Source organism: Flavobacterium sp. F52, from assembly GCF_000278705.1.
Lineage (GTDB): Bacteria > Bacteroidota > Bacteroidia > Flavobacteriales > Flavobacteriaceae > Flavobacterium > Flavobacterium anhuiense.
Map to the genome: position 1 here is coordinate 1 of NZ_AKZQ01000018.1, position 25,262 is coordinate 25,262.

Consider the following 25,262-nt stretch of genomic DNA (forward strand, 5'->3'; position numbering starts at 1 on the left):
CAAAGTAACAAAGTAACAAAGGAATAAAGGTTTTAGCCAAACTAGAGATGTTTGTCTAAAGCCTTTAATTTTATTTTATAATTTCATCCAGTTAAAGCTGGACGCTATTTAATTTCTAAAAAATCCTTTTTAATCTGTGTATCCCGATAGCTATTGGGAGTGGCTTTAAAAAAAATCTTTGCGTCTTTGCTCCCGATATTATCGGGATTGCAAGAATATAATTATGCCTCCTTAATCAACGGAATCAATTTTGTACCAATCAATTCAATGGCATTCATTAATTGTTTGTGTGTCAATCCAGCATTATCCATCTGAAAAGTAAATCGGTCAACACCGCCCAGTGCTTCGCTGTGACGAAGGATTTTCTCTGCAGTTCTTTCTGGACCTCCAACGATTAAAACGCCTAAATCATCAATTAACCCGTCAAATTTTCCTCTTGTTACAGGAGGCCAACCTCTTTCATAGCCTAATTTGGTCCATAATTCAGCATATCCAGGATAGTATTCTTCAATTGCTTTTTCTGTGGTAGTGCCAACATAACCTGGTGAATGCAAGCCCACTTTCAACTCTTCAGGTTTATAGCCAGCTGCTTTTCCAGCTTCGCGATATAAATCGATTAAAGGTCTGAAACGATGTGTTTGCCCGCCAATTATGGCAACCATTAAGGGAAGTCCCAACGAACCTGCTCTAATAAAAGATTCGGGTGTTCCTCCAACGCCAAGCCAAATAGGCAATTTTTCCTGTAAAGCTCTTGGGTAAACCGGTAAATTATTTAGCGCAGGACGAAATTTTCCTTCCCAAGTAACAAATTCATTGTCTCTGATTTGAAGCAATAGCTCGAGTTTTTCTTTAAAAAGAGCATCATAATCTCTCAAATCATATCCAAAAAGGGGATAAGCTTCAATGGCAGATCCTCTTCCCACAACAATTTCAGTTCTTCCTTTTGAAATTAAATCTAAAGTCGCAAAACTCTGATAAACTCTAACAGGATCTGCTGCACTTAAAACGGTTACAGCACTTGAGAGTCGAATATTTTTTGTCCTTGCCGCCGCTGCACTCAAAATAACAGCTGTAGCAGAATCTAAAAATTCTTTTTTGTGATGTTCACCAATTCCGAAAACATCTAGACCAGCCTGATCTGCAAATTCAATTCTCTGCAATAGCTGTTCCATGGCATCAACACTGCTCAGAGTGTTGTTGTCGCCATACATTGCCGAAGCAAAACTGTCTATTCCTATTTCCATAAGCTTAATTTAAATTCCAATATTGGGAAATTCCAAATTCCAAATTTCAAAATCTAAAATCTAAAATCCGAAATCTAAAATCTACAATTATCTAGTGTGAGAATCCAAATGAAATACTGATAATAATAATCGCAATAACAATTAATGTAATGCCGACATATAAATAATCTTTTTCTAATAAAAACGAAAATAGCGAAAGCAAAACACGTAAAACTGGCGTAAGGAAAAGCAAAATAATACCAGTAAATATTAAGGATTCACCATTTCCTTGAATTGCACCATTATAAACAGCCGCAATTACTTCAAATATATTTCTATTATTTTCTTTAAAAACAGAATAATCTTCAATCTGGCTTCCATTGTGAATCAAATAAACAATTCCGCCAATAAAAGCTACTGATAGCGAAATCCAAACTCCGTAGCGAAGTAAGTTTCCTATAATAGTTTGAAAATCTTTTTCTCCAAATTTTTCTTCCTGTACCATATTAGATTTTTCCATTTAGTCCGTTATAAATCATGTTTATTGCCAAAACAAAAATCAGGCAGGCAAAAAATATTCTCAATTTCTTCGGATTTGTTCGTACTAAGATCTTGGCTCCAGCCATGGCACCAAACAAAACTCCAATTACAACCGGCATACAGATTCCAGGTTCGATATATCCTTTTTGAATATAAATTACAGAACTCGCCATTGCTGTAACTCCCATCATAAAATTACTGGTTGTAGTGGAAACTTTAAAGGGAACACACATAATATTGTCCATTGCAATCACTTTAAAAGCGCCAGAACCAATTCCGAGAAGACCAGACATCATTCCAGCAACGCCCATCATACTGAAACCGCCAAGCACGTTTTTAGTTCCGTATTTTATGACTTCACCGTCGTGAGAAGGATAAGTTCCGTCCAATTTTAGTTTTTTAGCCAAAGGACTAGATTCTAAAACAATATGTTCTTCTTTTTTTCGAAGCGAATTAATAGCAGAGAAAATCAGCGTTAAACCGAATAGTACGGCTATAAAAGAAGTCGGCGCAATGGTAGAAAGCAATGCTCCGCAAACTGCTCCGATTGTAGTGGCGATTTCGAGAAAAATTCCCATTCGCATGTTGGTAATTCCCTCTTTTACATAAGCTGCGGCTGAGCCTGAAGAAGTGGCGATAACAGAGACTAAAGCAGCTCCAATGGCATAATGAATATCGACACCGAGAATAATCGTAAGAAGCGGAATAATAATGATACCGCCTCCTAAGCCTGATAATGAACCGATAAATCCAGCCAAAAAGGCTCCGAGAATCATTATAAGCGTAAAGGTAAGTATTGTCATTTAAGATATGTTTTTGTATCTGCTAATTTACGAATACAAATTTGTTCACGAACTTAAATATACCTTAAAAATGTTTATAGTTGATGGTTTGTAGTTTTTGGTTGGTTGTTTGTTTTAGTGTTTTTTGTTTTGACTTTTTGAAGTTTATAGCTTTGTCAAAGCTATAGAGAGCCGTAACTATCAACCATCAACCAAAAACTATATCCTATTGTCAACAGCAAAAGCTGTTTTCCCGATATTGGCCAATAATAAAGCCGCCGCCGCACTTGTCCAAACCGAATAATCGAAAGGCGCTTTTACTGAAACCGAAACGGCCATTGCAAATCCAAAAAAGAACAATAAAAAAACAGTTCCTAAAGCGGCAAGTCTGGTTTTAAAGCCAAACAATAATAGCAGACTCAACACAACTTCAAAGAAAGTGGCAATCGCGCCTAAAATTTCTGCTGTTGCTTTATTTGCGTAAGGATTTAAAGTGTTAGTGTAAACTACAAAGTTCTCCCAATTTCCCCATGCGACTCCGTTTGAGCCTGGAGCTCCCCAGATTCCAAATCGATCTGCTACGGCCGAAAGCATCGTGATGGCTAAAACTATTCTTAAAATTAAACCTGCTTCTAATATGGTTATGTTTTTCATTCTGATTATTAATTTTTATTGCAATTTCATTCTGCAAATTTTATCTCAAAAAAGACAAAAATTGTCGAACTGTTTTTTTTAATAACGACAGAATCATCGGCAAATTGTTTAAAATAAACGACAAAATGCATAAAAAAGGGGTTGTTTCAAAAGAATAGCTTTTTTGAATGGATGTTGGGAACGAAAATTATTTTATTGGTAAAGCCTCAGCGGGGCACAATATTTATAGAATTTCAATGTAATATATGGTAAAAGCTCTGGAGGAGCAATATATTTCTATAATATATGTAGCTCCTCCGGAGCTTTATATTGTAACCGTTTATTCTTTTCTATAAATATGCCGCTTCTCTGAAGCTTAAAAAAAAAGCTTTCCAAAATGGAAAGCTTTTTTTGTTTTGAAATTCTTATTTCAATGTCGTTTTGATCACAATTGCTGCTTGTTGTATCGCAGTCTGAATAGCTGGCACATTAGCAATCGGATTTAAAAGTCCGTAATCGTGAATCAAACCGTTGTATCTTGTTAAGGTTACAGGAACTCCAGCTTCATTAAGTTTTCTGGCATAAGCCTCACCTTCGTCTCTTAAAACGTCATTTTCAGCAGTTTGCACTAGAGCAGGAGGTAAGCCTTTTAATTCAGCCAAACTAGCTTGCAATGGAGAAGCATATTTTTCAGTTCTTTTTGCAGTATCAGGCAAGTAATTATCCCAGAACCATTTCATCATGTTTTTAGTTAAGAAACGTCCGTTAGCATATAAATTATAAGATTCAGTTTCAAAATTAGCATCGGTTACAGGCCATAATAAAACTTGTAATTTAATATGTGGCCCTTTTTTATCTTTAGCCATTAAAGTAATCGCAGCAGTCATATTTCCGCCTACACTGTTTCCAACAACAGCAAGGTTTTTACCATCTACGCCAATTTCTTTTCCGTTTTCAGAAACCCATTGTGTTGCAGCGTAAATTTCGTTAATCGCTACTGGATATTTGGCTTCAGGAGATGGCGTATAATCTGGGAAAACCGCAACGGCACCACTTTCTACAGCCAGATCTCTCACTAATCTTCTATGAGTAGGATAATCTCCTAAAACCCATCCGCCACCGTGAATAAAGATAAATACCGGCGCATTTGCTTTTGCTCCTTTAGGTTTAGTAATATGAATTTTTACTTTTAAGCCGTTTTGTGAAATTACTTTTTCAGTTTCTTCGATACCAGAATAATCTACTTGGACCGATTTTTGAGCACCTACTAAAACGTTTCTTGCATCTGTAACAGATAATTGTTCTAATGGTTTTCCGTCACCTGAATTTAATGCATTTAAAAAACTGCGAACCTCTGTAAAGATTTCTGGGTCATTTTGCCCTTTATAAGGTCTTTCTTGTGCTGAAGCAACTGTATTTACGATTAATAATGTTGCAATAAATAAACTCTGTTGTAATACTTTAATAGTTTTCATATCCTTTATGTTTTAATCATTTATAATTTGATAGGACAAAGATATGGCGCTAGTAAAGCTCTGAAAATGGATAAAAGTCTATTCTAATTGTACATTTTTCCCTTGAAGGTATTTTTTCTTGAAATTAGACGGAGTGTCGCCAACTTTATTGGTAAAAAGTCGGTTAAAATAAGCTGGATCTTCATAGCCGAGCTGGTATGCAATCTCTTTTACGCTTAATGATGAATAACCCAAAAGCCTTTTAGCTTCCAGAATAATGCGGTCTTTTATAATATCGTTTGGCTGTGTTAGTTCCAGACGATTGAATTTATTAGAAAGGGTTTTAGGAGCAACGCCTAAAATATCGGCATAATCGGCAACGGTATGTTTGGTTCTGAAATGAATTTCGACCAATCGGCTGAAATCTCTAAAGAAATCCATTTCTTTAGAAGGTTCTTCGTTTAAAACACCTAATTGCTGAATTTTCCAGATTCGCGTCGCTTTAATGATAAGCTGTTTCAAATACGTTCGAATCATTTCTTCCTGAGACGAATCGGGCGAAACAAACTCTTCCTGAATCTGATTGAAAATGTCTTCAATAAACAAAACCTCTTTATCGGGCAAAGTGGTCATCGGCATTTCGAATATATTGTTGAATAGCAATCCGTCGCAGGCTACTTCGGCATCGTGAATCTGCACACAGTAAAAATCACGATTGTAATACATAAAATACCCCTGCTTTTTCCCTTCCTTATTAATCTGTAGATATTGATTGCTGTTGATAAAAAACAGAGAAGGACTTTTGGTTTGATATTGTTTAAAATCAATAGTAACCTGATAATCTTCCGGAAGATATAAGACCTTAATATACGCTTTGTATTCGTCGCTGTTTATTGCTTCTACAGTTTCCTGATTCAGAACCAGAAATCCCAGTTTTTTATAATTTGATTCAAATACATTATTAAGGTTCATTGCGGTTTGTTTTGGATTTAAAATTAATGATTTTCTTTAGCGAAAGCAGTACTATTTATTGCCAATTTGAAGATGTTCCAGTTTTTTGCCAACCAAAGTTTTTTCGCCCACAATTTTAAATCCGAGTTTTAAATAAAGATTTTTCGCCAACGGATTTTCTTCTTCCACCAATAAACCTAATGTCTGTTTGTTTTGATGAACATATTCGTTAATTAGAAAAACCAACAGTTTAGAACCAATTCCTTTTCCTTGATGATTTGGATTTACGCCTAATGAATCAATGTAAAATTCTCCAGCACGTGTTTCAAACTCGGGATCAAATTCTGGATTATAATGTGCTCTAACATATTCCACAATCGGATTTCGTAAAGCTTCTATATCAGAACCATTGTAAATATTAACTGCGCCTATGATTTCTCCATTTTCCTCAGCCACAAAACAATTTTGATACGAATATTGGTTGTTTTCTCTTTCAACGAAATATTCCAGAAAGTCTTTCGCGGAAGCGTAATCTTTCTTAGCAATAAACTTGTAGATAATATCTTCCATTGCTAATAATAATATAGGTGCAATATATTTTGAGTCTGATTTTTCGGCTTTTCTGATATTCATGTGGAAGATTTTAGTGCAAACAAATTTACTTCATTTAAATATTTTCTCTCGCAGATTCTGCAGATTTAGCAGATTAATATTTGAAATATCTGCATAATCGCTAAATCTGCGGGAGAAAGAAACTTAGAATCTTTGAAAAAAATGTACAAATATACGCTCAATATATACCAATCAGGAGATTTTAACTCGCCTTATATTTGTATAACAATTTTAATTTAAACATTAAAACAATGAAAGCAATAGGATTTAAAACATCATTACCCATAGAAAACCCAGAAAGTTTTATCGAATTTGAAACCGTAAAACCAGTCCCTGGACCACACGATTTATTAGTTAAAATTGACGCGATTTCAGTCAACCCCGTCGATTTTAAAATTCGTCAGAGTTCGGCAAAAGAAACCGTTTTAGATACCCCAAAAATCATTGGCTGGGATGCTGTAGGAATTGTGCAGGCTGTTGGACAAGACGTTACTTTATTTGAAGTAGGCGATCCTGTCTATTACGCTGGAGATATTACCAAACAAGGAAGCAATGCCGAATATCAGATTATTGACGAGCGAATTGTAGGCAGAAAGCCAAAATCATTAAGCATTGAAGAATCGGCCGTGATTCCGTTGACTGCTTTAACGGCTTGGGAAATTTTATTTGACAGAATCAGAATTAATGCTGACAAAGACAAAGGGAAATCGATTCTAATTATTGGCGGTGCTGGCGGAGTAGGTTCGATTGCCATTCAATTGGCCAAGAAAATTGCAGGTTTAACTGTTATTGCAACAGCTTCTCGTCCTGAAACAATTGAATGGTGCAAACAGCAAGGAGCTGATTTTGTGGTAGATCATAAAAATCTGATTTCTTCTGTTCGTGAAGCAGGCTTTGAACATGTTGATTTTATTCTAGATTTCGTAGACACCAATGCTTATTGGGACACGATGGTTGAATTGATTAAACCGCAGGGACATATCGCTTCGATCACCGGAAGCGCTGAGCCTGTAGTTTTGAACAAACTGAAAAGCAAAAGTGTTTCTTTTTCTTGGGAATTAATGTACACTCGATCAATGTATCAGACAGAAGATATGATTGAACAGCATAATATCTTAAATATTGTAGCAGACTTGTTAGACGACGGCATTCTGAAAACTACATTGAACACAACTTTAAACGGACTTACAGCCGAAAATCTTAAAAAAGCACATGAACTTTTAGAATCCGGAAAGACAATTGGAAAAATTGCGATTAAGTTCTAAAACATAAAATCGGCATTCTGATAGCTTAGAATAGTTATTTGGAACAGTTTTAAATAATATTGTTTTTAAATAAGAAATTTTTGTATTTTAGTCGGCTTACAAACCAAATTGAGTATAAATTTTTTAACCTAAAACAAAATTATTTATGATTTCAAAAAACACAGACCTTGGATTATTACTGTTGCGCATCAGCACTGGCGGGTTAATGCTTTTTCACGGTGTTTCTAAAGTGATTCATGGAGTTTCGTTCCTTGTAGAAAACTTGGGTGCATTTGGATATGCGGTTTACATCGGAGAAGTTTTGGCGCCAATTGCCATTTTATTAGGATTCAGAACTAGAATTGCAGCAGTTCTTTTGGCAATAACTTGTGTGGTGGCAGTTGCAACAATGCACAGTCAGGAAATTTTCTCAATTAGTGAGCATGGAGGATATGCTTTAGAATTATTAATGCTGTATTTTTTAGGCGCTCTTGCATTGTTTTTTACTGGAGCAGGTAAATTTGCCGTTTCCAAAAACAATCAGTGGGATTAATTTGCAAATCAATTATAATAAATTAAAGAAGCTCTAAATTTCGATTTAGGGCTTTTTTATTTAAATCCCTTTCATTTTGAAAATCATCGTATCATTTTGATAGCCATTTCTAAATTAACTCAAACTGATTTTTTATTATTTGTTTTATAATGAATGGTTTATTATATAATGAGTTGCTGTGGCACGCCTTTTGTTTTTATGTTGAGGATTATTAAACAAGCCCTTAATTGTAAAACATGTAAAGAATATGAAAACAAGTAACAAAAGAAATAAAGAAATCACAAAAACGTATTTTTCAAATAAATCTAGACGAAACAAAGATCGATTCGTCAACTTAATGGTATTTACAGTTGTTCTTTTTATTACGGTTATGCTAATCGCTAAAATAGTTTAGTGCTATAGTATGAAAACCATTCAGGACAGAACAGATACGGCTGTTTTTTCTTTAAATGAAAAAGTTTGCGAATCTTATGATTTCGTTATTGAAGAAGCAACGGCTAAACATATTTTCTATATAAATGAGATCTGTGAAGAGACATTATCATCTGCGAAAGCTCGAGGAACAGGCATTTCAGGCCGACCGCCAGAACTGCTTGAGAAAAAGATGAAAGAAGGTGAAGCCATTATCGCATTTGCACCAGACGGAAAATGGGCAGGTTTTGCTTTTATATCTTTATGGGAAAACGGTAAATATGTTTCTAATTCTGGATTAATTGTCGCACCTGAGTTTAGACATACAGGTTTAGCCAAAAAAATCAAAAGAAAAATCTTTGAACTTAGCCGTAAAAAATATCCAAAAGCACAAATATTTAGCTTGACGACAGGTCTTGCCGTTATGAAAATGAATCACGAACTCGGTTTTGAACCCGTAACTTATTCTGAATTACCAAATGATGAACTTTTTTGGGAAAACTGCAAAAGCTGTATCAATTGTCCAATATTATTGAGCAAAGAAAGAAAGAATTGTTTGTGTACTGCCATGCTCTACGATCCTAAGAGCAACAATATCTCAGATTCTCTGGAATAAACCTGAAAAATGCTTTTTTATGCTATTTTTGCGCTCAAATTATTCCAATAAGTTACCAAAATAGCAATGAAATCTTTATCAGCACTTATCTTTTTTATTCTCTCTTTTTCTATTAATGCACAATCAGTAAATGGTATCGTAAAGGATTCTGATGGAAAAGCATCAGCAGAAGTTTTAATTCGAAATCTAAATTCAAAAACACATGCACATACCGATGCAAATGGAAAATTTACCTTAGAAGGAACACAGATAAATGATAGTCTGATTATTACCAAAAAAGGATTTTCAACTCAAAAAATAAAATTAGCCTCTTTAGATTTTCTTTCCATTCAATTAGAAGAAAAACCATTTTTGTTGGAAGAGGTTAAGATTGACAATAATCTAAAATACCTAAATACCATTTCTAAAATCGATTTTGAAATTCAGCCTATTTCAAATTCTCAGGATTTACTGCGTAAAGTTCCAGGGCTTTTCATTGGTCAGCATGCGGGTGGAGGAAAAGCAGAGCAAATCTTCTTAAGAGGTTTTGATTGCGATCACGGAACCGATATTAATATCACCGTTGATGGAATGCCAGTAAATATGGTTTCACACGCGCATGGACAAGGTTATTCTGATCTGCACTTTGTAATTCCAGAAACAGTAGATAATATTGATTTTGATAAAGGAGCTTATTTTGTAGATAAAGGCGATTTTACAACTGCAGGATATGTTGGTTTTAATACCAAAAACGCTTTGCAAAATAGTTCTATCTCTTTTGAAGGCGGGCAATTTGATACCTTTCGTACGGTTGCGATGTTTAATTTATTGAATAAAGAAAACCAATCGGCTTATTTTGCAGGAGAATACATGATGACCGACGGTTATTTTGATGCTCCTCAGAATTTTAACCGAATTAATTTGTTTGGAAAATACAATGCTAAAATGGAAAATGGAGATCGTTTAGCTATTTCGGTTTCACATTTTAAAAGCCAGTGGGATGCGAGCGGACAGATTCCTGACCGTGCAGTAAATGACGGAACAATTTCGCATTTCGGAGCAATCGATCCGAATGAAGGAGGAAATACAGATAGAACGAACTTCAATCTGCAGTACGATGCCAAAATGGATGAAAATACTCATATTAAAAGCAGTGCTTATTTAAGCAAATATGATTTTGAATTGTATTCTAATTTTACTTTTTTCTTAAACGATCCTGTAAATGGAGATCAGATTAAGCAGAAAGAAAACAGAACTATTGTAGGCTTTCAATCTGAATACGATCAGAAACTAAATGAAAAATGGCGTTTTAAACTAGGCGCTGGACTTCGAAATGACAATAATAAAGATGTAGAATTGTCTCATACGTTAAACAGAAAAACAGTTTTAGATTATTTGAGTTTAGGAAATGTCAACCAAACCAATCTTTTTGCCTATTCAAGTCTTGATTTTACAGCTGGAAAATGGTTAGTAAACGGAGGATTGCGTTTAGATTATTTCAAATTTGGATATGAAGATCAATTGGCTGCAACTTATAGTAATCAGACGCAGACCAAAGCAATTGTAAGCCCGAAACTAAACTTTTTGTATACTCAAAATGACAAATTAAACTATTTCTTGAAGTTAGGAAAAGGATTTCACAGTAATGATACCCGTGTAGTTGTGGCGCAAAAAGGAGAAAAAATTCTTCCAGAAACGTACGGAGCAGATTTAGGTTTAAACTGGAAACCATTTCCAAGAATGATTGTCAATTCGGCTCTTTGGTATTTATATCTAGCTCAGGAATTTGTGTACGTAGGAGACGAAGCTGTTGTTGAACCAAGCGGAAAAACAGAACGAAAAGGTTTCGATTTTGGAATTAGATATCAATTGACCAATTGGTTGTTCTGGAATGCGGATTATACCTATACACACGCAAGAGCAATTGACGAAACAAAAGGTAATGATTATTTGCCGCTTGCTCCAAAAAACACTTTGATGAGCGGACTTTCGGTAAAAGATTTAAAATGTTTCTCAGGAAGTATAAGAACTCGTTTCTTAGGCGACAGACCAGCAAACGAAGACAATTCGGTTGTAGCAAAAGGGTATTGCATTACCGATTTTTCTGTGAATTATCAGATTAAGAAAGTGTCAATTGGTGTAAACATCGATAATATTTTCAATACCAAATGGAAAGAAACACAATTCTTAACCGAATCAAGATTGGCAAATGAAACAGATCCTGTAGAAGAAATTCATTTTACGGCAGGAACACCGTTTAATGCGCGTTTGATTTTGAAATATATGTGGTAGAAATTGATTAATGTGGCAATTAGAAAATGTGCCAATTAGATAATGCGAGAAATTATCTAATTGGCACATTTTCTAATTAGTGGTTTGTTTTAAATTGAATTGAATCGAATTGAATTGAATTGAATTGAATCGAACTCTCCATATTTAACAGGTGCTATCATTCCGTAGGAATGTTTCGTCGGTAGAAAAAAATGGTATCCAGCCCAATTTACGTTCCGTAAAAACAATTTAAAAACATATTTTTTTCTACCGATGAGATGTTCCGTAGGAACATTTATCTCTTATCGTTTAAAATTACATTTTCACCGAGCGGATGCTGTGTTCTACCGATCATAATTTTAATTGATATACTCTCGATATACTTTTGGCTTAAATTAAAACCTTAAAAATCAAAATTATGTCATTATTTACGCCTCTTCTTTGGATTTTGTTAATCGCTCCGATTATTGTTATTGCATGCTTTAAATCGGAAAAACCAAACTTAAAATATTTAGCATTTTTTATTTTATATTTTCTAGCCGATGTGTTTTTGCAGGCTTCAGGAAAACAATTGATTGATCTTGATTTAAAATTTAATTGGACTGGGAAAATCTTGAGTCTAGTTTTAGGATTGATTATTATCTTTTCAGTTTCAAAAGAAGAAAGAATCAAAATCGGATTTACTTCTAAAACCAATTCGCTAGCAAGCTTGAAATTCGGATTATTGGTTTTCTTCGGGTTTACGGTATTTGATATTATTTTCAAACTGATTTTATTTCCAAAAGGCAATCCTTTCTATTTAGAAACTTTTCTTTTTCAAGCTACAATGCCAGGATTAACAGAAGAAATACTTTTTAGAGGGATCTCTTTATGGCTTTTAGACAAAGCTTTTGCGCCAACATGGAATTATCGCGGAATTAAATTTGGCTGGGCGTTTGTTATTGTAACGGTTTTGTTTGGAGTTTCTCACGGAGCAGTTTTGGATCAGGATTTCCATTTGAAGTTTGATATTATTACCATGCTGTACTTAACCTTGATTTCTTCTCTAAGCGTTGGAATTTTAAGACAGTTTTCGGGAAATCTTATTTATTCTATTCTAGGGCATAATACGATTAATTTGATCAATGCGGTGATTAGAATTTTATAAAAAAGGAATTCAATATCTAATTAATTTTAAAACACATAGAAACATAGATTTTTTTATTTCGAAAAAGAAGAGAGAAAGAAACTAGTTTCTCACACATAGATGTAAACCTTTGTAAATATCTTCAAAACGACTATGTGTATTATAACAAAGTGAAACGTCTTTAAGCGCAAAGAAAATCTATGCTTCTATGTGTTAAATATATTTTCGCACTCAATGGAAAAAAAATAAATTATATTTGAAACTGCTTTACAACTGAATTACATGCCAAATACCACATCGACTTCGGGATATTTTTTAGATAGAATCGCTTCGCTGAATTTTGATCACTTTTTCACCAAAGGAAATCGAGTTTTACTGCACGTTTTCATGTGGTTAGGTTTTTCTATTTTGCTTTTTTTGAGTTATGTAATTGGCTATAAATTAGTCTATTTTGATGCTGTTTTACTAACAATAAGAATGGCATTGGTCAATATGATTGTGTTTTATATGCTGTTTTACCTTTTGTTGCCAAAGATATTTTCAGGAAGCAAAACCAGAATTGTAATACTGATAATATTGGTTTTTCCAATTTCAATATTTGTTTGGATGGCGGCAACGTATTTTATTTCACTTTTTTATTATGCTTTAGGTATTGAAGTTACTTTTGGAGAACTGAAAGGCGTCATTAAAATGAGTGCAAACCAAACTTTTCTGGAAGCAGTTTCTCCAAAAAGAATGCTTTCTCAAACCATAATTATTATCTCATTGCTTTCGCCTTTTTGCTTTGCTAAAATATTGGTCGAAATCACGAAATTATACAACAAGAAATTTCAAATAGAAAGAGAGAAAACGGCTTTGGAAATTCAGAATATTCAAATTGAGAAAGACTTTCTGAAAGCACAGCTGAATCCGCATTTTTTATTCAATACCTTAAATAATCTGTACGGATTAACGGTTAGAAAAGACAATCTGGCTCCAGAAGTCATCTTGAACCTTTCAGATATTATGAGTTACACGCTCTACGAATCGAACACTGAAATTGTCCGTTTGGAAAAAGAATTGGATTTCATTAAAAACTATATCGCTTTAGAGAAAATGCGATATGCTGATGAAACGGATATTCAAGTTGTTATTGAAGGACAAGCCGCTGGACTTTTTGTTGCGCCGCTTCTGACATTTACTTTTATAGAAAATGCTTTTAAATATGGTTTAAAAGGCCAAAATGCCTTTATAAAACTAAATATAAAGATTGAAAACAATACTTTTTGGTTTAGTTTAGAGAACGATTTGGAAGAAACGGCAAAAGATTCTGACTTTGGCGGAATAGGAGTGGAGAATGCCCGTAAACGCTTAGAATTGCTATATCCAGACCAATACGAATTAGAAATTAAAAGACTTGAAAACTCGTTTAGAGTCGATTTAAAAATAGTTTTAAGAAAATAATGGAAAAGTTGAAATGCATTGTTGTTGACGACGAACCAATTGCAAGAGATATTATCGAATCTTTTATTGCCGAAATTCCGTTTCTGGAACTTAAAGGTTCGTTTGCAGAAGCTTCAAAAGCACTATTGTTTCTGCAGGAAAATGAAATAGATATTGTTTTCAGCGACATCGAAATGCCTAAGTTTAATGGTTTAGAATTGGCGCAATCGCTTACCAACGCTCCAGTCATCATTTTTATCACAGCACACCGCAATTTTGCGCTAGAAGGTTTTGAAACCGGAGCAGCCGATTATCTCTTGAAACCCGTTCGTTTTGATCGTTTCTTGAAGGCGGTAAATCGTGCCAAAGAATATCTTTCGCTAAAGAAAACAGCTTCGGTTCATCAGATCAATTCTGATCGTATTTTTATCAAATCGGAAGGAAAACTGATTAAGATTCTTTTGAGTGAAATTTTATATGTGGAAGCACAAGGAGATTATTTGAAATTTGTAATTGATGGCGCTTCTTATACCACTTTAGGAACTTTAAAGTCAATGGAAGAAGTGCTGAAATTACCCATTTTCTTTCGCGTGCAGCGTTCTTTTATTCTAAATCTCGAAGCGGTGAGAAGTCTTAACGGAAATGTTGTAGAATTGATTGATGGGAAAAATATTTCTGTTGCTTTGAATAAAAAGGAGGAATTGTATTCACTTTTAGGAATTAGATAAGTTTTTTAACCGCAAAGTTCGCAAAGGATTTTCGCAAAGCTCGCGAAGTATTTCTAAGCCAATACATTTTATTTTAAGTTCACAAAGGCTGAACTTGAAAAACTTTGTGAACTTAAAATAAAATGCAATAACTAAACTTTGCGTTTCTTTGCGAAAATCCTTTGCGAACTTTGCGGTTAAATAATCAACGATTTTTCTGGATATAATCCGTTGGAGACATATTAAAATGCTTCTGGAAATTTCGACCAAAGCTCGTTTGTGATTTATAACCTACCATTTCTGCGATTTCATACATTTTATAGTTTTCATTTAGTAACAATTCTGCAGCTCTTTTGAGACGTACAATATTGATTAATTCGTTCGGACTCAGATTGGTAATATCTTTAATTTTTCGGTATAAAGTCGACCGGCTCATATTCATAATTTCAGCAAGCGATTCTACGCTTAAATCCTGATCGGTAATGTTTTTAAGGATTTCGTCATCCAGTTTTTTCAAGAACTTTTCGTCTGTTTTGTTATGCGCAATGCTTTTAATATGCGAAAGCGGTGAACTGGCATAATAATTCATGATCTGTCTTCGGTTTTCAATCAAATTATTGGCCTGCACTTTCAGATAATCCATAGAAAAAGGTTTTGCGACATAAGCATCTGCACCAACTTCAAGTCCGTCGATTTGTGATTTTAATGAGTTTTTCGCCGTCAATAAAATAACGGGAATATGACTCGTTTCAAGATTGGTTTTGATTTTTTTACACATTGTAAATCCGTCCATAATTGGCATGGTTACGTCTGAAATTACAAGCTGAATGTTTTCATTATGAATGATTTTGATGCCTTCTTCGCCATTTTGGGCTTTTAAAACAGTGTAAGTCCCCGCCAATTCGGTAGTGATAAAATTCAAGAGATCTTCATTATCTTCAACAACCAAAACTTGTGCTTTTTCGTTTTTGATTTCAATTGGTTCTTTTGGCGTTTCATTTTCCGTTTGTTCTTTTTCAGAATCGGCATAAAGCATAAATTCTTCTTCTTGATGTAGCGGAACGGTCAATTCGAAAATATTGAATTGAGAATCTTCAATCAATTCCAAACTTCCGTTATGCAATTGCGCAAGAGAATGTGCTAATGAAAGTCCGATGCCTGTTCCTGAAGCTGTACTGCTGTCATCAACCCTGAAAAATGGTTCGAAAATTTTATTTTTTAAATGAATTGGAATCACATTTCCGTCATTTTTTACAATCAAATGTAGTTTCTTTTCATCTCTGAACAATGAAATAGAGACTTTTTTATTCGAATATTTAATTGCATTGTTGATCAAATTGCTTAGAATTTTTTTGAATGCTTCTTTATCGACAAAAGCATGAATGTCTTTTTCTCCCAATTCCAAGTCAAATTCCAATTCACGCTCTTCAATTAATTGGCTGAATCTCAAATGGAAATTTCGAACCATCGAAGAAATATTCGCTTCGACGAAAGTCAATTTCAAACCGCCAATTTCAGATTTTCTAAAATCAAGTAATTCATTTACCAGTTTCAGTAAACGCGATGTGTTTTTCTTCATAATCGAAAGATGCTGAGGCACTTCTTCCGATTCGTATTTCATTCCCAAAAGCTTTTCTAAAGGGCCTTTAATCAAAGTCAAAGGCGTTCTGATTTCGTGCGCTACGTTTGTAAAAAAGTCAATTTTAGCCTGATAGATTTCTTTTTCTTTTTCGTCATTTAGATGCTTGATTTTGCGGTTATTCTTAATCTGAGTCAGATTTTGAGAATAACGAATAATGTAATAAAAACCAGCGCAAATCAATGCGAAATACAGCAAATAAGCATAGATGCTGGCGTACCACGGCGGAAGAATTCGGATTTTCAGTTTTACTTCTTTGCTCCAAACGCCAAAACTGTTCAGTGATTTTACTTTAAAAACATAATCGCCAGGCGAGAGTTCGGTAAAGAAGACTTTGTTGTTTCTTCCTAAATAAACCCAGTCATTGTTTACGTTTTCGAGCTGAAACCAATATTCGGTCAATTCTGGCGCGGTATAATTTAAAGATGCAAATTCAAGATTAAAAGAAGACTGGCTGTTGTTTAATTCCAATTCGTCGAGAAAAGAAATAGACTGTTCAATGGGTGAGTCAGGACTGTTTACCTCAATATCTTTATTATTAATCTGAAGATTGGTAATATAAATAAAAGGCGTGTATTTGTTTTTGCTGAAATGCTTCGGATTAAAGCTGATCATTCCGTTGAGGTTTCCAAAATACATATCGCCGTTCGTATCTTTAAAAGCCGAATTGTAATTGAACTGATCGCTCAATAATCCGTTTGCGGTGGTGAAAATCTTGATGGTTTTATGATCTGGACCAAATTTTACCAAACCTTTAGAAGTGGTCAGCCAGAGATTTCTAGAATCATCTTCCAAAATAGAATAGAAAACATTGCTTGGCATTCCGTTTTTGGTTGTGAATTTGGTAAAAGTGTGGTTTTGTCTGTTTACGAGATTCAGTCCGTTTTCGGTTGCAATCCATAAGTTTTTTGATGAATCTTCAAAAATGGCATTTATCGTATTATTGCTAATTCCTTTCGGATTTTTATAATCATACGTAAATACCTCTTTTTTCTTCGTTTTCGGATTGTAAAACAACAACCCATCGCGATAACTTCCCGCCCAAAGATTGCCGTCGCTGTCTTCTTTCATATTCGTGTAATGATACGTTTCTGGAAAGAATTTCAGAATTTCAAAATTATCCGCCTGTTCATTATAGCGATAAAGTCCTGATGTTGTTACCACAATCAGATCTCCGTTTTTCATTTCATAAAAAGAAATAATAAAATTGCTGTGCAGTCCGCTTCGGCCATCATTGGCGCTGTAATGCTTGAGAATTGCGCCCGAATTTCGGTCTAAAACATCTAAACCATGCTCGAAAGTTCCGACCCAGATTTTGTCTTTTCTTGGCATTAAAGCATGAATATTATAATACGAAACGTTATAAGAAGTAAACTTCTGCGTTTTCGGATTAAAACGATTTACGCCTGCATCTTCTGTTCCGATCCATAAATCGCCGTGATCGTCTTTATGAATTTCTCTTACGGCGCTTCCGCTAATGGAATTCTGATTGTTCTGAGGAAAATACTTTTTAAACTGCGTATATTGTTTCTGGTGGTAATTGACACCGCCAAAATACGTTCCAATCCAGATTCCGTTTTCTTTGTCAATCGTGATTGAATAAGCCGCATTGTCTGAAATCGCATACGGATCGTTGTAGTTTTTCTTAAGATTTACAGCCGTTTTAGTTTTTAGATTATAAACATAAACGCCCGATTCGCTTGCAATCCAAAGTTCGTCATTTCCTTTTTTCCTGAATTGACGAACGAAAACCGGTTCTTTTATTGCGAATTGTAATTCAGTTGTGCTTTTGTTTTTTCTATTATATAGGAGTACGCCGTGATCTTGTGTTCCAATTACAATACTTTCTGAATCGACCGCATAAATCACGGTAATTCTGAAATTAGCTTTATTCGCGGGCGGATTTAATGGAATATTTTCAAAAGAAAGATTCTCTTCTGAGTAATGATAGATTTTATTGAGAGAAGAAGCCCAGATTTCACCCTTATAATCTTTCGTAATCGAAGTGGTAATGAAGTATTTGTTTGGATTGAAAGTGGTTGTTTGCTGCTTTTTTGATGCATATTTATACAAAATGTTGCCCGAAACAAACCAAATGTTGTCTTTTTGATCGTGATTGATGTCGTTGATGCGATCATTTATGGCTTCGTTCAAAATCGTAAAGCGATCTAGTTTTTTATCATAATGGTACAAACCTTTATCAGTACCCACCCAAATTGTGCCATTATGTTCGTGTAAAGATTGAATATAATTGCTTCCTAAACTATGAACAGGATCTCCGCTGCTTCTATAGGTTTTAAAGCGATAACCATCAAAACGATTCAAACCATCTTTAGTTCCAAACCACATAAAACCGTCATTATCTTGTATTGAGGTCAAAACCGTGTTGTTTGAAAGTCCTTCTTCTACTTGATAATGTTTAAAATAATAGTCTTGCGCATTCGAAAAATTTATCGAAAAAAAGCTGAAATATAAAAAAAGAAAGAATTTACGCATAGTTGTATTTTTTAGGCTAAAATCTAGATTTCTGCAAATCGTCTCAATATTCTACAAAATGTTGCAGCTGAATGAAAATGGGCTGTCTTTAATACAATTTGAATCATTTGAGAGAGATATTGACACAAATGAAGCATTTTATTTTGAATAAAAAGCGCCTACTTTGAATTTTCAAATAAATGATATTGATAAAATTTTAAGCTTAAAAATACACTATCAATAAAATAAAGTTTGAAAAATCCAACCATTAATAATTTTGAAACAAAATGAACAATTTATTACAACTAAAGAATATTAGTTATTTTTTTGCCCGTATACCAGACGGCTAAAAAAAGCGCCATATTCATTCAACCAAACCACAAAAAGAAATAAAACTATCTAAAATGCAAAAATCAATGAAAACAAAGTTCACTCACTTTTTAACGAAGAGATATTACCTCTTAGTTTTCTTTAGTTTATTACTGCAGTCCGCTTTTGCCCAGCAAATAAATGTTACGGGAAAAGTGACTACCGCAGACGGACAAGCGGTTCCTTTTGCGAATGTTTTGATAAAAGGAACACAGAATGGCGCTGTTACCGATTTTGACGGAAGCTTTAAAATTTCGGCTAGCGGAAATCAGACTCTAGTTTTTAGTTCGCAAGGCTATAAGACAATAGAAATTGCCATCAACAACAAAACTTCTATAAACGTTACAATGGCAGAAGATGCCATGAAACTCGATGAGATAGTGGTTGTAGGTTACGGATCGCAACAGAAAAAAGACCTTACGGGAGCTGTCGCATTAGTGAAACCAGACGAAATTCAGAAAAGACAGGTAACTACAGTTGCAGACGGACTGCAAGGCTTGGTTACCGGAGTTAAAGTTCGCGGAGGCGGACGCCCAGGACAAGAAGCCAATGTGGAAATTCGAGGTCTTAAAAATCTTCAAAACACCAATCCATTATACGTAATTGACGGTTTAGTAACTTCTGCAAACAGAGACTTTAATCCAAATGATATTGAATCGATTCAGGTTTTAAAAGATGCTTCTGCAGCAGCAATTTATGGTTCTAGAGCTGCAAATGGTGTCATTATTATTACCACTAAAAAAGGAAAAAAAGGACCATTACAGGTTGAAGTTTCTGCAAAAAGCAGTTTTCAAATTATGCCTCGCTATGATTTAATGGGTACTGAGGAATTTGCCAAATACAACAATATGGCGTATGACAATGCTGGACTTCCGAGACAAAACCTGAATATGGCTGTAAATACAGATTGGCAAGATGCAACTTTTCAAACAGGGATGATTCAGGATTATAACGCTAGTTTTTCTGGAGGAAATGAGAATTCGAGTTTCTTTATGTCTGGAAATTACTTTGGAAATGAAGGAACAGTAATCGGAACCGATTTTGACAGAATTTCATTTCGTGTCAATTCAAGCGGTACAAAAGGAATTTTTAGCATTGGAGAAAACTTAGCAATCAGTAATGCTAAAACAGATGAAATGTCTGGAAATCCAATTATTGATGTGTACAGAATGACGCCAACTATTCCGCTTTACGATCCGTCTAATCCAGGTGGATATGGTTACGGAAAACAAGGAGTTGCGGACACTTTTGGTACAAACCCTTTGGCATTGGCTGATTTTTCTAATGTGACGAATCAAAATTTTAGAATTAGAGGAAACATCTGGTCAGAATTAAAATTTGTGCCTTGGCTGAAATACCGTTTCAATTTTGGTTATGAAACGAGTTTTGATTCTTATAAATACATGCGAAAAAAAGGAAGCTGGACATTAAACCAGCCACAAGATCCTTCTCAAACAGATCAAAACAAAGGAAGATCAGAAACCTTGTTGTTTGAAAATACACTGACTTTCAAAAAAGAATTTGGAAAACATGACATTACGCTTTTAGTAGGTCAGACGTATCAAAAAGACAACTACGATCAGATTTACGGAACAAAAAGAAATCTTCCGATGAATTCTGGAACTGGTCAATATTATGAGGTATTAAATCAAGGAGATTCGCCAGTTGTGGGAGGTTTCATTAACGAAGCGGCTTTAACATCGTATTTAGGAAGGTTAGAATACAACTATGATAATCGTTATTTATTTAATGCGGTAATCAGACGCGATGGTTCTTCTAGATTTAGCGATGGCAATAAATGGGGCAATTTCCCTTCTCTTTCTGCGGGATGGAGAATTAGCAACGAATCTTTCTTTAAATCAGAATTCATTAAAGATTTAAAAGTAAGAGCAAGTTATGGTGAATTAGGTTCTGGAAATATCAGAGAATATGAATCTAAAAGCTTCGTTAATAATTTCGGACAAGTCGTATTAGGCAAAGACCAAACTTTGTATCCTTCTGCAACTCAAGTAAAACTATCAAACTCTCAACTACGTTGGGAAAAACTAAAACAAACCAACATCGGATTAGATTTGGGAGTTTTAAATAACGATTTGCGCTTAACAGCAGATTATTTCATTGCTCGTACAGAAGACGTGTTATTTGGTTTCCCAATCTTATTAACTACAGGAAACGACGGTGGAAATCCGATTTCTAATGCTGCAACTGTAGAAAACAAAGGTTTTGAGTTGGAATTGGCGTACAGCAAAAAAATCAATGATTTCTCTTTTAATGCTTCTGTAAACTTCACAAAAGTGAATAACAAGTTGGTTTCTTTAGGTAACGGACAAAACGAAAACATTATTGGAAACACCATGACCCGAAGTGGAAACCCGGTAGGAATGTGGTATGTTTTACAAACAGACGGATTATTCCAAAATCAGCAGGAAATTGACAATTACAAAAATGCTGACGGAAAAGTAATTATGCCAAACGCGGTTCCTGGAGATATCCGTTTTAAAGACAATAATGGAGACGGACAAATTACAAACGAAGATAAAGCGATCGTGGGAAGTCCGTGGCCAGAATTTGAAATGGGTTTAAACGCTGGAGCTGAATATAAAAACTTTGATTTTTCTATGAACTGGATTGCTTCAAACGGAGCTACTGTTTACAACGGATTTAGAAGTGTTGTAGATCGTTTTGATGATAATAGTAACTACAGAAAAGGCATTCAGCCTTGGACGCCAGAAAATCCAAATACCGATTTTCCTAGAGTTACAAAAGGTTCGACTTTGAACTCAAGAGGAGACAGTGACCGTTTCTTAGAAAGCGGCAATTTCATCAGACTAAAATATATTGGATTTGGATATAATTTGCCAAGCAGTGTTTTAGAAAAATCAGGAATTACAAGAGCACGATTGACTTTATCTGCACAAAATATTTTGACTATCACGAAATACAAAGGTTTAGATCCTGAGTTTAGCAATACGGGCGATAACAGAATTTTCGAAAGAGGTGTAGATAATGGTTCTTTCCCGAATCTGAAGACGTATTCTTTTGGTGTTGAATTTAGCTTTTAATTTAAAAAATAGCGTAATGAAAAAAATAATCATACTGACAGCAGCTTTTCTAGGTCTTGTTTTTACCGCTTGTGAAAACGAATTGGATCTAAACAGCCCGAATGATATTACAGTTGACCAATATTGGAAAACTGAAAGTGATGCACAAGCCGGTGTAAACTCTATTTATGCCATGTTTTATAAAGACGGATTGTGGGCAAGATGGATTTATTTCCGTCTGGATTTAACTTCTGATGAAGGGTATAGCGTGAGTCCGTGGACGGAATTAGCAGATTGGACGAGATTCAATTATATCAATTACAATTTTTGGGAAGGAAATGCCGTAACGTGGAGAGATACTTACAAAGCTATCTTTAGATGTAATCAGGTTTTGGCGAATGTTCCGAATATTACTTTTCAAAATGAAGATGATAAAAAGAAAATTATAGCTCAGGCAAAATTCTTTAGAGCCTTGCATTACTACTATGCAGCTGTAATTTGGGAAGATATTCCGTTGGTTTTAGAGCCATCTACGCCAGCAGATTTGCCAAAGCAAGTAAAAGTAGCTGAAATCTGGGCTCAAGTAGAAAAAGACTTGAATGAAGCCTTTGAGGATTTGCCAAGAGATTGGTCAGCAGACCAGTTAGGAAGACCAGACAAAGGTGCTGCTAAAGCTTTTCTAGCAAAAGTTTATATGCAACAGCACAAATGGCCAGAAGCAAAAACGGCTTTAGAATTTTTAATTTCTGGAGCAGGAGCGAAGTACAGTTTGGTGTCTAACTACCGAGATAATTTTACAGATACAAATGAAAACAACAGTGAATCTGTTTTTGAAATCCAATTTGGAGATCAAAGAAAAGGTGGAACTGGTGAAGATCAAAATGCAGCAGTTTCTAGTAATCGTTCTCAGTTCTTCGCACCAAGAGGAATTGGATGGTCTGACGGACAAGCGCGTATCTGGTTAGTGGATGCTTTTAAACAAGAAAACAATAAAGACGGAAAATTGGATGAAAGATTAAGATGGAGTTTATTTTATCCTCAATTATTAGCTGATTTCGGAGACAAAACATACGGCAGAAACTGGGAGTGGAACAATAATGAAGCTTGGTTTAGAAAAGGAAGCCGTGATTATTATAGAAATAATGAGGATTATTACAACCAAGTAAACTACAGATTGGTTCGTTATGCGGATATTTTATTACGCTACGCGGAAGTTCTAAACGAATTGGGAAACACTGCTCAAGCGTACCAATATGTTGATTTGGTAAGAACTCGTGCCAACATGAATGCATTGGCAACAGCACATCCTGAAATTGGAAACGATCATGACAAATTCCTAGAGCGTTTGAAAATGGAAAGAGTTTTAGAATTATGTGGCGAAAGTGTTCGTTGGGAAGATTTAAAACGTTGGGGAGACTTAAATACTCAAGCTTCTGTTGATAAAATTGCGCTTCATGATCCAGATTTTAAAAACTTCACGGTTGGTAAAAATCACAGAATGCCAATTCCGCAAAGCGATGTAGACAATAATCCAAATCTAGAGCAGAACTCTGGATATTAACGATATGCATTGGGTGAAATTGAACAGAATTTAATCTTAACACATAGAAACATAGTCCTTAGGAATCTATTAAAGACGTTTCACTTAGAATAATACACATAGTTCTATGTGTGAAAGCTTGCTTTTTCTATAGCCGTAAGCAGAACAATAAAAATCTATGCTTCTATGTGTTAAAAATAATTTCACCCAATGTGTTAAAAACTGATTTTTTTGAGGGAATCAGCAGAATTAAGCTGATTCCCTTTCATAAAGAACGATTGTTCAAAAAAATAAAATTGAAATGAAGAAAGTAAAATTGTGTCTGACATTTATGTTAGCAGGACTCGTATTGCTTAGCTGCAGCAATAAAAAAAGTAATCCTGAAGAAAATAAAAGCGAAACCGCCTCAATAGAAAAAAGAGAAATCTGGACAAAAGATCAGGCCAATAAATGGTATGCAGAACAGCCTTGGTTGGTTGGGGCAAATTATTCTCCTAGCACAGCTATAAATCAGTTAGAGATGTGGCAGGAAGATACTTTTGACCCAAAAAGAATCGATCAAGAATTGGGTTGGGCAGAAAATTTAGACATGAATGTAATGCGTGTGTACCTGCACGATTTATTGCATCAGCAAGATTCAGAAGGACTTTACAAACGCATGGATCAGTTTCTTGAAATTGCTGATAAACACCACATCAAAACCCTTTTTGTTTTATTCGATTCTTGTTGGGATCCGTTTCCTGCTTTAGGAAAACAGCGTGCGCCAAAACCGCATACGCATAATTCAGGTTGGGTTCAGGCTCCAGGACAAAAGGCGCTTCAGGATAAAACACAATATCCGCGTTTAGAGAAATATGTAAAAGAAACAGTTTCTCATTTTAAAGATGATAAACGAATTTTAGGTTGGGATGTTTGGAACGAACCAGATAACATGACAGGACCATCTTACGAAAAAGTTGAAATCAAAAACAAAATCGATTTAGTTTTACCGCTTTTAAAAGATGTTTTTGTTTGGGCAAGAGAGAGCAATCCTTCTCAGCCATTGACTTCTGGAGTTTGGGTTGGAGATTGGAGCGACGAAGCGAAAATGAAGCCAATGCACAAAATGCAGATTGAACAATCTGATATTGTTTCTTTCCACAATTACAATACGCCTCAAGATTTCGAAAAAGTAATCAAACAATTACAGCGTTACGGAAAGCCATTAATCTGCACAGAATATATGGCAAGACCAAACGGAAGCACTTTCGAGGGGTTTCTTCCAATAGCCAGAAAATACAATGTAGGAATGATCAATTGGGGATTCGTAGACGGAAAAACACAAACCAAATACGCTTGGGACAGTTGGACAAAAACATACACTGCCGAACCAAAACTTTGGTTTCATGAAGTTCTTCATACAGACGGAACACCTTACATCAAAGCTGAAACAGATTTGATTAAAAAGATGACATCTGAGGCAAATAAAAAGAATTAGACAATGTGTCAATTTGATAATTAGATAATTGCTTTTGGCCATATATTTCACAGATTAAATGATTTTTTTCAAACATAGCCCAAGGTTTCAACCTTGGAAACACAACGTTCGTAAATTCATTGCGCATCCAAGTTTGAAACCTTGGGCTATGTTTTATGTTGCAGAAGAAAAAAATCCTTTTTAATCCTTTTTAATCC

The 25,262-nt window shown here is 34.9% G+C and carries 18 protein-coding genes; 10 read left to right on the forward strand and 8 right to left on the reverse strand.

Annotated elements, in window-relative coordinates; all coding sequences use genetic code 11:
* Window positions 1-221: 221 nt before the first annotated feature.
* From FF52_RS04380 to FF52_RS04410, 7 genes are all read right to left on the reverse strand, one after another.
* Complete coding sequence (locus FF52_RS04380; RefSeq protein ID WP_008463317.1) at window positions 222-1,244, reverse strand: LLM class flavin-dependent oxidoreductase; 1,023 nt, start codon at window positions 1,242-1,244, stop codon at window positions 222-224.
* A 91-nt stretch (window positions 1,245-1,335) separates the two neighbouring features.
* Window positions 1,336-1,743, reverse strand: coding sequence for a DUF1634 domain-containing protein (locus tag FF52_RS04385; protein ID WP_008463319.1), 408 nt, complete (start codon window positions 1,741-1,743; stop codon window positions 1,336-1,338).
* A complete protein-coding gene (locus FF52_RS04390; RefSeq protein WP_008463321.1) occupies window positions 1,730-2,566 on the reverse strand; it encodes a sulfite exporter TauE/SafE family protein in 837 nt (278 codons plus the stop codon). The genes FF52_RS04385 and FF52_RS04390 overlap by 14 nt, the downstream gene beginning before the upstream one ends.
* 198 nt (window positions 2,567-2,764) lie before the next feature.
* Window positions 2,765-3,199: a DoxX family membrane protein gene (locus tag FF52_RS04395; RefSeq protein ID WP_008463323.1), complete on the reverse strand. Its 435-nt coding sequence runs from the start codon at window positions 3,197-3,199 to the stop codon at window positions 2,765-2,767.
* A gap of 404 nt (window positions 3,200-3,603) precedes the next feature.
* Window positions 3,604-4,653: an alpha/beta hydrolase gene (locus FF52_RS04400; protein ID WP_008463324.1), complete on the reverse strand. Its 1,050-nt coding sequence runs from the start codon at window positions 4,651-4,653 to the stop codon at window positions 3,604-3,606.
* A gap of 78 nt (window positions 4,654-4,731) precedes the next feature.
* Window positions 4,732-5,604 (reverse strand): helix-turn-helix domain-containing protein, encoded by an 873-nt coding sequence (locus FF52_RS04405; RefSeq protein WP_008463325.1) that lies wholly within the window; start codon window positions 5,602-5,604, stop codon window positions 4,732-4,734.
* A gap of 51 nt (window positions 5,605-5,655) precedes the next feature.
* Window positions 5,656-6,216, reverse strand: a complete 561-nt coding sequence (locus FF52_RS04410; RefSeq protein ID WP_008463326.1) for a GNAT family N-acetyltransferase — start codon at window positions 6,214-6,216, stop codon at window positions 5,656-5,658.
* A gap of 230 nt (window positions 6,217-6,446) precedes the next feature.
* On the opposite strand from FF52_RS04410, the gene FF52_RS04415 reads away from it, so the two are divergent.
* The 7 genes from FF52_RS04415 to FF52_RS04445 all read left to right on the forward strand — a co-directional run bounded on the left by FF52_RS04415 (window position 6,447) and on the right by FF52_RS04445 (window position 14,545).
* A complete protein-coding gene (locus tag FF52_RS04415) occupies window positions 6,447-7,460 on the forward strand; it encodes a zinc-binding alcohol dehydrogenase family protein (protein WP_008463327.1) in 1,014 nt (337 codons plus the stop codon).
* Between the two features lie 145 nt (window positions 7,461-7,605).
* Entirely contained in the window at window positions 7,606-7,992 is a 387-nt protein-coding gene (locus FF52_RS04420; RefSeq protein WP_008463328.1) for a DoxX family protein, read from the forward strand.
* A gap of 403 nt (window positions 7,993-8,395) precedes the next feature.
* Window positions 8,396-9,019 carry a GNAT family N-acetyltransferase gene (locus FF52_RS04425; protein WP_008463330.1) on the forward strand — a complete coding sequence of 208 codons (624 nt, stop codon included), beginning with the start codon at window positions 8,396-8,398 and terminating at the stop codon, window positions 9,017-9,019.
* A 66-nt stretch (window positions 9,020-9,085) separates the two neighbouring features.
* Complete coding sequence (locus FF52_RS04430) at window positions 9,086-11,290, forward strand: TonB-dependent receptor (RefSeq protein WP_008463332.1); 2,205 nt, start codon at window positions 9,086-9,088, stop codon at window positions 11,288-11,290.
* 397 nt (window positions 11,291-11,687) lie between these two features.
* Complete coding sequence (locus FF52_RS04435) at window positions 11,688-12,416, forward strand: CPBP family intramembrane glutamic endopeptidase (protein WP_008463334.1); 729 nt, start codon at window positions 11,688-11,690, stop codon at window positions 12,414-12,416.
* A 261-nt stretch (window positions 12,417-12,677) separates the two neighbouring features.
* Entirely contained in the window at window positions 12,678-13,838 is a 1,161-nt protein-coding gene (locus FF52_RS04440; protein WP_008463335.1) for a sensor histidine kinase, read from the forward strand.
* Entirely contained in the window at window positions 13,838-14,545 is a 708-nt protein-coding gene (locus FF52_RS04445) for a LytR/AlgR family response regulator transcription factor (RefSeq protein ID WP_008463336.1), read from the forward strand. The genes FF52_RS04440 and FF52_RS04445 overlap by 1 nt, the downstream gene beginning before the upstream one ends.
* Window positions 14,546-14,729: 184 nt before the next feature.
* Here FF52_RS04445 and FF52_RS04450 read toward each other — a convergent pair whose 3' ends face one another.
* Window positions 14,730-18,659 carry a hybrid sensor histidine kinase/response regulator transcription factor gene (locus FF52_RS04450; RefSeq protein ID WP_008463337.1) on the reverse strand — a complete coding sequence of 1,310 codons (3,930 nt, stop codon included), beginning with the start codon at window positions 18,657-18,659 and terminating at the stop codon, window positions 14,730-14,732.
* A gap of 395 nt (window positions 18,660-19,054) precedes the next feature.
* On the opposite strand from FF52_RS04450, the gene FF52_RS04455 reads away from it, so the two are divergent.
* The 3 genes from FF52_RS04455 to FF52_RS04465 all read left to right on the forward strand — a co-directional run bounded on the left by FF52_RS04455 (window position 19,055) and on the right by FF52_RS04465 (window position 25,065).
* Window positions 19,055-22,069, forward strand: coding sequence for a SusC/RagA family TonB-linked outer membrane protein (locus tag FF52_RS04455; protein ID WP_035690802.1), 3,015 nt, complete (start codon window positions 19,055-19,057; stop codon window positions 22,067-22,069).
* A 16-nt stretch (window positions 22,070-22,085) separates the two neighbouring features.
* Complete coding sequence (locus FF52_RS04460; RefSeq protein WP_008463339.1) at window positions 22,086-23,609, forward strand: RagB/SusD family nutrient uptake outer membrane protein; 1,524 nt, start codon at window positions 22,086-22,088, stop codon at window positions 23,607-23,609.
* Between the two features lie 280 nt (window positions 23,610-23,889).
* Entirely contained in the window at window positions 23,890-25,065 is a 1,176-nt protein-coding gene (locus tag FF52_RS04465; RefSeq protein ID WP_008463340.1) for a cellulase family glycosylhydrolase, read from the forward strand.
* Window positions 25,066-25,262 lie beyond the last annotated feature (197 nt).

Coding starts and splice junctions, on each gene's coding strand:
- FF52_RS04425 (WP_008463330.1), top strand. CDS start 8,396: ATGAAAACCATTCAGGACAGAACAGATACGGCTGTTTTTTCTTTAAAT.
- FF52_RS04455 (WP_035690802.1), top strand. CDS start 19,055: ATGAAAACAAAGTTCACTCACTTTTTAACGAAGAGATATTACCTCTTA.
- FF52_RS04400 (WP_008463324.1), bottom strand. CDS start 4,653: ATGAAAACTATTAAAGTATTACAACAGAGTTTATTTATTGCAACATTA.
- FF52_RS04395 (WP_008463323.1), bottom strand. CDS start 3,199: ATGAAAAACATAACCATATTAGAAGCAGGTTTAATTTTAAGAATAGTT.
- FF52_RS04380 (WP_008463317.1), bottom strand. CDS start 1,244: ATGGAAATAGGAATAGACAGTTTTGCTTCGGCAATGTATGGCGACAAC.
- FF52_RS04430 (WP_008463332.1), top strand. CDS start 9,086: ATGAAATCTTTATCAGCACTTATCTTTTTTATTCTCTCTTTTTCTATT.
- FF52_RS04420 (WP_008463328.1), top strand. CDS start 7,606: ATGATTTCAAAAAACACAGACCTTGGATTATTACTGTTGCGCATCAGC.
- FF52_RS04465 (WP_008463340.1), top strand. CDS start 23,890: ATGAAGAAAGTAAAATTGTGTCTGACATTTATGTTAGCAGGACTCGTA.
- FF52_RS04410 (WP_008463326.1), bottom strand. CDS start 6,216: ATGAATATCAGAAAAGCCGAAAAATCAGACTCAAAATATATTGCACCT.
- FF52_RS04415 (WP_008463327.1), top strand. CDS start 6,447: ATGAAAGCAATAGGATTTAAAACATCATTACCCATAGAAAACCCAGAA.
- FF52_RS04445 (WP_008463336.1), top strand. CDS start 13,838: ATGGAAAAGTTGAAATGCATTGTTGTTGACGACGAACCAATTGCAAGA.
- FF52_RS04460 (WP_008463339.1), top strand. CDS start 22,086: ATGAAAAAAATAATCATACTGACAGCAGCTTTTCTAGGTCTTGTTTTT.
- FF52_RS04435 (WP_008463334.1), top strand. CDS start 11,688: ATGTCATTATTTACGCCTCTTCTTTGGATTTTGTTAATCGCTCCGATT.
- FF52_RS04405 (WP_008463325.1), bottom strand. CDS start 5,604: ATGAACCTTAATAATGTATTTGAATCAAATTATAAAAAACTGGGATTT.
- FF52_RS04385 (WP_008463319.1), bottom strand. CDS start 1,743: ATGGAAAAATCTAATATGGTACAGGAAGAAAAATTTGGAGAAAAAGAT.
- FF52_RS04450 (WP_008463337.1), bottom strand. CDS start 18,659: ATGCGTAAATTCTTTCTTTTTTTATATTTCAGCTTTTTTTCGATAAAT.
- FF52_RS04390 (WP_008463321.1), bottom strand. CDS start 2,566: ATGACAATACTTACCTTTACGCTTATAATGATTCTCGGAGCCTTTTTG.
- FF52_RS04440 (WP_008463335.1), top strand. CDS start 12,678: ATGCCAAATACCACATCGACTTCGGGATATTTTTTAGATAGAATCGCT.